The sequence below is a fragment of the Leisingera sp. S232 genome, from assembly GCF_049800895.1.
Classification (GTDB): domain Bacteria; phylum Pseudomonadota; class Alphaproteobacteria; order Rhodobacterales; family Rhodobacteraceae; genus Leisingera.
Window position 1 is genome coordinate 74,074 of sequence record NZ_JBNAFX010000020.1, and the last position, 7,198, is coordinate 81,271.

Sequence of the window (7,198 nt, forward strand, 5' to 3'; positions counted from 1 at the left end):
CCGTTACTCCGCGTCCGGTGCAGGATGGCGGCGCGAAATCAGCCCGTATTTGAGCGCAAAGGCACGCAGCGAAAACCGGCTCCCAAAAGATTTCCTCACGGCGCGCCCGGACAGGCGGTCAAACTCGTGATTGTCGATCACCCGCTCTGCGCAGCCGCAGCCCTCACCCAATCCGACTTTCTTGAAGTAGAATTTTTCGAAGCTTTCGGAATTTGCCATCTTGCCCTCCCTTTCGGGACAGAAGGCTAATGCAGCGCCCCGCAAACGCAAAACAAACTCTGCTGCGGATTCGCCTCAAGTTTTCGGGCACGGCGCTGAAAGCTGCTAAAGCCCTCTGACACCGTTCAAAACCAGATCAGCAGCGAGCTGCGCATAATCCTCGCGTGCCTGTGCGCCAGCGCCGGAATTCCACATATAGTACCAGTTCAGCATGCCGAATACCGACATGGTCGCGCCGCGCAGCTTGGCTGAGTCGCCACTGAACACATCCGGAGCCACCGCAACCAAAGCATCACTCACAAACTGCACCATCTCGCGCTGATAGGCGCGCAGCAGCTTCTGCTGTTCCTCCGGCAGCGCGCCCATGGCCCCGATCTGCACCTGGTGTTCGTGATCTGCGCCCTGATAGGCCAGCATGATCTCACCCACGATACGACGCACCCGATCTTCCGGGCCAAGGCCCTCCAGCTCTACGCCGCAGACCCGGTCGCGCAGCTCACAAAGATACGTATCCAGCAGACCGAAAAGCACGGCATCCTTGCTGTCATAGTAGTGGTAGATGTTTGCCTTGGAGATTCCGCATTCGCGCGCCAGCTGCGTCATAGATGCGCGGTCATAGCCTGCTTCCGCAAACACCTTGGCTGCGGATTTCAGGATCTGCTCGCGCTTGAAGTCATGATCTTTTGCGATGGTGCGGGCCAAGGCTCACTCTCCTGTTCAGGTCTTGCCGCGATTATCGACGACGCGCTTGGCCTTGCCCTGGCTGCGCTCGACGGAACCGGGGTCGCCTACAATGATCTCGGTCGAAACGCCAACCATATCCTTGATCCGCTTGGTCAGCATCCGCGCCGCTGCGGTCCGGCTCAGCTCATCCGCGGTGTTTGGACCCGCCTCCACGAACACCCGCATCGCGTCCATGCGGCCGGATTTATACAGCTCAATCTGGTAGTAGGGCGCCAGCCCGCCGGTCGCCAGCAGCTGTTCCTCCACCTGGCTGGGAAAGACATTGACGCCGCGCAGGATGATCATGTCGTCACTGCGGCCGGTGATCTTCTCCATCCGCCGCATAGACCGCGCAGTGCCCGGCAAGAGGCGGGTCAGGTCACGGGTGCGGTACCGCACCATCGGCAGGCCTTCCTTGGTGAGCGTGGTGAACACCAGCTCTCCCAGTTCCCCATCCGGCAGCACCTCGCCGGTCTGCGGGTCGATGATCTCCGGCAGGAAATGATCCTCCCAGATTACCGGGCCGTCTTTGGTCTCGACACATTCGTTGGCCACGCCCGGCCCCATGATTTCGCTGAGGCCATAGATATCGACCGCATGCATGTCAAAGGCCTCCTCGACCTCCTTGCGCATCGCGTCGGTCCAGGGTTCGGCGCCAAAGATACCGACTTTCAGGGAACTTGAGCGCGGGTCTATGCCGACCTTGTGGAACTGCTCCAGGATGTTGAGCATGTAGGAGGGCGTCACCATGATGCCGTCGGGTTTGAAATCGGTGATCAGGCCAACCTGTTTTTCGGTCTGTCCGCCCGACATCGGCACAACGGTGGCGCCCAGCCGTTCGATCCCGTAATGCGCACCCAGCCCGCCGGTGAACAGCCCGTAACCATAGGCGTTATGCACCATATCACCCTTGCGCAGGCCCGAGGCGCGCAAGGATCGCGCCACCAGATCCGCCCAGTTGCTGATATCATTCGCCGTATAGCCCACCACGGTCGGCTTGCCGGTGGTGCCAGAGGACGCATGCAGGCGGATGATGTCACTGCGCGGCACCGCAAACAGGCCAAAGGGATAGTTGCCCCGCAGGTCGTCCTTGTTGGTAAAGGGGAACTTGGCCAGGTCCTTTAGCTCCTGCAGGTCTTCGGGATGCACGCCCGCCGCGTCGAACCGCTGCTTGTACATCGGCACGTTGTCATAGGCCTGGCGCAGCGACCACTGCAGCCGCGTGAGCTGCAGTGCGCGGATTTCATCGATCGAGGCGATCTCGATCGGGTCCAGTTCCCCTTTTTGGGGGCTCAGATCTTCCATAGCGTCCTCCACACCTTATTCGTCAAACAACCGGCCTTTGACCGTCCGGGAAAGGCCCCGGAACTCGGCGATCTGCTGGCCGTCCTGATTGGTCACTGTCACGTCATAGATACCGCTGCGTCCGGTCAGGGAAATCTCGCGCGCCGTAGCAATCAGCCTGTCGCCCAGCCGCCCGGGCGCCGTGAAACTGATCACGTTGTGCTGCGCCACGGCCGCCTGATTGCGGCTGTTGCAAGCAAAGGCAAAGGCACTGTCGGCCAGCATGAAAGTCACGCCGCCGTGGCAGATGCCATGCCCGTTGCAATGGTGCTGCGCAACAGTCAGTTCCAGCGTCGCCTTGCCCTCGTCTACCTGGGTGATCTCCATCCCTGCCCATTTGGACGCATGGTCTTTGGCCCACATGGCGGCGGCGGATTTCTTGGCGCGTTCCGTCGGGATCATGGTCATTTGCCTTTGAACTCCGGCGCGCGTTTTTCCAGGAAGCTGGCGACGCCTTCCGCGTAGTCCGCGCTTTCGCCACAGGTCTTCATGGCGTCCGCCTCGATCTCCAGCTGATCCGACAGCGTGGTGACCGCAGCCGCCTGAATGCACTGCTTGGTCAGCCCCAGACCCAGCGTCGGCCCGTTTGCAAACCTCTCCGTCATTGCGCGGGCTTCTGCCATCAGTTCGCCATCCGGCAGCACCTTCCAGATCAGGCCCCAGTCCTCAGCCTTCTTTGCAGGCAGCGGTTCAGCCGTCAGCGCCAGCCCCTTGGCCCGCGCTTCGCCCAAGAGCCGCGGCAGATGCCAGCTGCCACCAGTGTCCGGGATCAGGCCAACCTTGGAGAACGACTGGATGAACTTGGCGCTTTCAGCAGCCAGTACCATGTCGCAGGCCAGTGCCAGATTGGCGCCTGCGCCCGCAGCGACGCCGTTCACCGCGCAGACCACCGGAAAGTTCATCTCGCGGATCAGCCGCACCAGCGGCGCATAGAATTTGCGCACGGTCTGGCTCAGATCCGGCGGGCCGTCCAGCTTGCGCGGGTCGCGGTCGCCCAGATCCTGACCGGCGCAAAAGCCCCGTCCGGCGCCCGTCAGCAGCACCGCACGGGCGCCGCCATCGCGGGCACCTTCCAGCGCCCGACGCAAGGCATTGTGCATTTCTTCGTTGAAACTGTTCAGCCGGTCCGGGCGGTTCAGGGTGATCTCCACCCAGAGACCGTGGTCCTGCGTCAAAATCGTATCGCTCATCATCTCCCTCACGCTCGCCAACGGTGCCTTTGACAAATCCCTTGCATAAACCGACCGGACGGTCAATATATCTCCACATCAGATTCCAGCCAGCCGGTCCCCGCCGGCCTGACGAAAAGGACAGCATGATGAGCTTTCTTGAAGTTCCCAGCTTTGCCGCCGGCCAGTGGGTCGCGCCGGGTGCTGGCGCGCGCAGTATCGCCAGCGCTATCACCGGCGAAGTGATCGCCAGCGCCGGCAACGAGGCGCTGGACGTGCAAGCCATGCTCGATTACGCTCGCACCGTGGGCGGCGCCAACCTGCGTCGGCTGACCTTCCACGACCGTGCCCGGATGCTGAAGGCGCTGGCTGGCCATCTGAACCGGCACAAGCAGGCGCTTTACGATCTGTCCTTCAACACCGGCGCCACTCAGTCTGACCACATGATCGACATCGACGGCGGTATTGGCACCATGTTTGTCTTTGCCTCCAAGGGCCGCCGCGAAATGCCGGACGGCCATGTCTATCTGGATGGCGATGTCGAGCAGCTTTCCCGCAACAGCACTTTTCTGGGCCAACACATCTGCACCCCGCTGCGCGGCGTCGCGGTGCATATCAACGCCTTCAACTTCCCGGTCTGGGGCATGCTGGAAAAGCTCGCCCCCACCCTGCTGGCCGGTGTTCCCGCCATCGTGAAACCTGCCACCAGCAGCTGCTATGTGACCGAACTGGCGGTGAGGCTGATGCTGGAGTCGGGCATCCTGCCCGAAGGCGCGCTACAGCTGGTCTCCGGCGGCCTCGGCGACATGCTGGACCATCTGACCATGCAGGACGTGGTCAGCTTTACCGGCTCTGCCAATACCGCGCTGAAACTGCGCGCCACCCCGGTGATCCTGGAAAACTCGGTCCGGTTCGTCGCCGAACAGGACAGCCTCAACGCGTCCATCCTGGGCCCCGATGCGCAGCCCGGGACGCCGGAATTTGACCTGTTCATCAAGGAAGTCAGCCGCGAGATGACCACCAAGGCGGGCCAGAAATGCACCGCCATCCGCCGCATCATTGCGCCGCTAGCGCAGGTGGATGCAGTGATCGAGGCGCTCTCTGCCCGCCTGTCGCAAACCCGGATCGGCGATCCGCGCCTGGAAACCACCCGCATGGGTGCGCTGGTCTCCACCAGCCAGCAGCGCGACGTGCTGGAGAAAGCCGCGATCATCAGCCAGGAGGCTGAACGCGTCTTTGGCGACCCAGAGAACTTCTCCGTTGATGGCGCCGACGCGGACAAAGGCGCCTTTGTGCCGCCGATGCTGTTCCACTGCGCCGCCCCGGACAACGCCAGCCGCGTGCACGACACCGAAGCCTTTGGCCCCGTCTCCACCATCATGGGCTATCTCGACCTGGATCACGCCATTGATCTGGCAAACCGCGGACAAGGCTCGCTGGTGGCCTCGGTCATCACCCGTGACGCCAGCATAGCCCGCGAGATTGCCATCGGTGCGGGCGCCTATCACGGTCGCCTCTACTTCAACAATCGCGATTCGATGAAGGAATCTACCGGTCATGGCGCCCCCCTGCCCCATATGGTGCACGGTGGCCCCGGCCGTGCCGGCGGCGGCGAGGAGATGGGCGGCGTGCGCGGCGTCAAACACTACATGCAGCGCACCGCCATTCAGGGCTCACCCGACATCCTGTCGGCGATTGGCGAGAAATGGGTGCCCGGCAGCACCGAAATCACAGGTCCGGCCCACCCCTTCACCCGGAAATTCGGCGCACTGGCGATTGGCGAGACTCTGCACACCGCACCACGCACCGTGACGCTGGAGGATATCGAGACCTTTGCCCATTTCACTGGCGACACCTTCTATGCCCATATGGACGACGCTGCCGCCAGGCGGAACCCATTCTTCCCAGGCCGCGTTGCCCATGGTTACCTCCTCCTGTCCTTTGCTGCCGGCCTGTTCGTGCAGCCAGACGAGGGCCCGGTACTGGCCAACACCGGTCTCGACAATCTGCGCTTTCTGAAACCGATTGAGGCCGGCGAAAGCATCAAGGTCCGCCTGACCGTCAAAAACAAGACCCCCCGCAACGAGGAATACGGCGAAGTGCGCTGGCACGTCACCCTGACCAACCAGAAGGATGAGGTTGCGGCAGAGTATGAACTGCTGACCATGAACGCCTTCTGAACCGGCGCAAATGCGGCAGGCTGCCCCCGCATTTGACGCGCCCGGACTGGCCTAACCGGTTCGGGCGAACTATGTTTATCCTCATGAACGAACAGCATAACCCCTGGTTTAACGCCGCCGTCCAGCAGCTGCACGACCCGCAAAACCAGCGGGTCTGGTCGTTGATCGTGTCGCTGTTTGGTGACCTTGCGCAAGCCCAGGGCGCCCAGATCAGCGGCAGCGCCCTGACCCGCATCATCACTCCGATGGGGATCAAGCCCGAGGCCATCCGCGTGGCCCTGCACCGGCTGCGCAAGGATGGCTGGATCGAAAGCGAACGCGCGGGCCGCGCTTCGGTGCACTTTCTGACCCAATACGGCCGCAGCCAATCCGCCGCGGTCACCCCGCGCATCTACGGGCGGACCGGCGCGGCACCTGACGACTGGCGTCTGCTGATCGCCGAGGACGGGTCCGGCCAGGCAACCCTGGACGACGTGCTGCTGCTGCCCGGCTATATCGCCGTCAATCGCACAACCGCGCTTGGCCATGGCCCGACACCGCAAAGCCTGGATGATCTGCTGGTGGCTGAAGTCAGCTCAATGTCGGTACCAAACTGGCTGAAAACCCGTTTGTTCCCGGACCATCTGCGCGCGGCTTGCACAGCTCTGCACCACGATCTGGCGCAAATCTCTGTACCGCCGGCCGGGCTGTCACCGATACAGGCCGGCACTTTGCGCACCCTGATTGTGCACCGCTGGCGCCGCGTGGTTCTGCGCCACCCGGACCTGCCCTCCGGTTTCCACCCCGCGGACTGGACCGGCGAGTCCTGCCGCGCCCTGGTGTTCACCCTGCTGGACCAGCTGCCGCGCCCGGATCTCGCCGCCCTCGACAGCCTCTCCGAATAAGCACCGCCGCCATCTGCCCATCCGTGCTGCTACGGCTGCCCTGATTAATCGCACCCGGCCCTAGCTGCAATCAACCCGCTGAAAAATATATTAAAATCCCATCACTGCTAAAAATCTCGGAAGAATCGGGAATTCTTCCGTTTTTCTGCTTGACCCGGCTGGCGGCATTCCGTAAATCGCCCCCACACAGAGCGGCGGAGTAGCTCAGTTGGTTAGAGCAGCGGAATCATAATCCGCGTGTCGGGGGTTCAAGTCCCTCCTCCGCTACCACCCTCCCCCTAAAGCGTTGTTATTGCTGGAAAGCCTTACTTTCAAAGGGCTTTTCATTGAGCAGTGGTACACAACGGTGGTACACATTGGGCATGACAGACATGCCTAAGCAGCAGTATCTCAGCAAAGAGGCGTTGTTGCGCAACTCGTTTTGAGGACGAGCTTCCCCTTTCCGCGGCGGATTCATCCATCACACACGATCTCGGCGGTGCCGAGGGCCGAGAATCGGTTCATGAGAGCGATGCGGATGTGGATTTCGGCGGTTTGTCTGTCTGGGTCCCTCGCCATGATGCGTTCGCCGAATGCCTTGAGGCATAGCATTTTGGCCTCCACGCGACTTCGGATGTGATAACCACTCCATCGTTTCCACAGCGCCCTGCCGAAGCGTTGCGAAGCGCGCAGTATCTCG

Annotated in this window: 7 protein-coding genes, 1 tRNA gene and 1 pseudogene; 3 read left to right on the forward strand and 6 right to left on the reverse strand. The window is 62.1% G+C overall.

What is annotated here, in order from left to right; genetic code table 11:
• Positions 1 to 3: 3 nt before the first annotated feature.
• From ACP151_RS13195 to paaG, 5 genes are all read right to left on the reverse strand, one after another.
• Positions 4 to 219: a hypothetical protein gene (locus tag ACP151_RS13195; RefSeq protein ID WP_424979366.1), complete on the reverse strand. Its 216-nt coding sequence runs from the start codon at positions 217 to 219 to the stop codon at positions 4 to 6.
• Positions 220 to 324: 105 nt separating this feature from the next.
• Positions 325 to 921, reverse strand: coding sequence for a TetR/AcrR family transcriptional regulator (locus ACP151_RS13200; RefSeq protein ID WP_424979367.1), 597 nt, complete (start codon positions 919 to 921; stop codon positions 325 to 327).
• Positions 922 to 936: 15 nt separating this feature from the next.
• Positions 937 to 2,247 (reverse strand): phenylacetate--CoA ligase PaaK, encoded by a 1,311-nt coding sequence (gene paaK, locus ACP151_RS13205; RefSeq protein ID WP_424979368.1) that lies wholly within the window; start codon positions 2,245 to 2,247, stop codon positions 937 to 939.
• 15 nt (positions 2,248 to 2,262) lie between these two features.
• Entirely contained in the window at positions 2,263 to 2,688 is a 426-nt protein-coding gene (gene paaI, locus ACP151_RS13210; RefSeq protein WP_424979374.1) for a hydroxyphenylacetyl-CoA thioesterase PaaI, read from the reverse strand.
• A gap of 2 nt (positions 2,689 to 2,690) precedes the next feature.
• The gene (paaG, locus tag ACP151_RS13215) at positions 2,691 to 3,476 is read right to left on the reverse strand and encodes a 2-(1,2-epoxy-1,2-dihydrophenyl)acetyl-CoA isomerase PaaG (protein ID WP_424979369.1); all 786 of its coding nucleotides are present in this window, start codon (positions 3,474 to 3,476) and stop codon (positions 2,691 to 2,693) included.
• Positions 3,477 to 3,604: 128 nt separating this feature from the next.
• Here paaG and paaZ point away from each other — a divergent pair, with 128 nt between their 5' ends.
• The 3 genes from paaZ to ACP151_RS13230 all read left to right on the forward strand — a co-directional run bounded on the left by paaZ (position 3,605) and on the right by ACP151_RS13230 (position 6,789).
• Positions 3,605 to 5,635 (forward strand): phenylacetic acid degradation bifunctional protein PaaZ, encoded by a 2,031-nt coding sequence (gene paaZ / locus ACP151_RS13220; RefSeq protein ID WP_424979370.1) that lies wholly within the window; start codon positions 3,605 to 3,607, stop codon positions 5,633 to 5,635.
• Positions 5,636 to 5,718: 83 nt separating this feature from the next.
• Positions 5,719 to 6,519: a PaaX family transcriptional regulator C-terminal domain-containing protein gene (locus ACP151_RS13225; protein WP_424979371.1), complete on the forward strand. Its 801-nt coding sequence runs from the start codon at positions 5,719 to 5,721 to the stop codon at positions 6,517 to 6,519.
• Positions 6,520 to 6,712: 193 nt separating this feature from the next.
• Positions 6,713 to 6,789, forward strand: a tRNA-Met gene (locus ACP151_RS13230).
• Between the two features lie 183 nt (positions 6,790 to 6,972).
• On the opposite strand, the pseudogene ACP151_RS13235 reads toward ACP151_RS13230, so the two are convergent.
• Positions 6,973 to 7,198: pseudogene (locus ACP151_RS13235) on the reverse strand (IS5/IS1182 family transposase); the annotation flags it as partial.

What these genes read in the sequence shown, in the direction of transcription:
- ACP151_RS13195 (WP_424979366.1), bottom strand. Translation starts at nt 219, where the DNA reads ATGGCAAATTCCGAAAGCTTCGAAAAATTCTACTTCAAGAAAGTCGGA.
- paaK (WP_424979368.1), bottom strand. Translation starts at nt 2,247, where the DNA reads ATGGAAGATCTGAGCCCCCAAAAAGGGGAACTGGACCCGATCGAGATC.
- paaI (WP_424979374.1), bottom strand. Translation starts at nt 2,688, where the DNA reads ATGATCCCGACGGAACGCGCCAAGAAATCCGCCGCCGCCATGTGGGCC.
- paaG (WP_424979369.1), bottom strand. Translation starts at nt 3,476, where the DNA reads ATGAGCGATACGATTTTGACGCAGGACCACGGTCTCTGGGTGGAGATC.
- paaZ (WP_424979370.1), top strand. Translation starts at nt 3,605, where the DNA reads ATGAGCTTTCTTGAAGTTCCCAGCTTTGCCGCCGGCCAGTGGGTCGCG.
- ACP151_RS13225 (WP_424979371.1), top strand. Translation starts at nt 5,719, where the DNA reads ATGAACGAACAGCATAACCCCTGGTTTAACGCCGCCGTCCAGCAGCTG.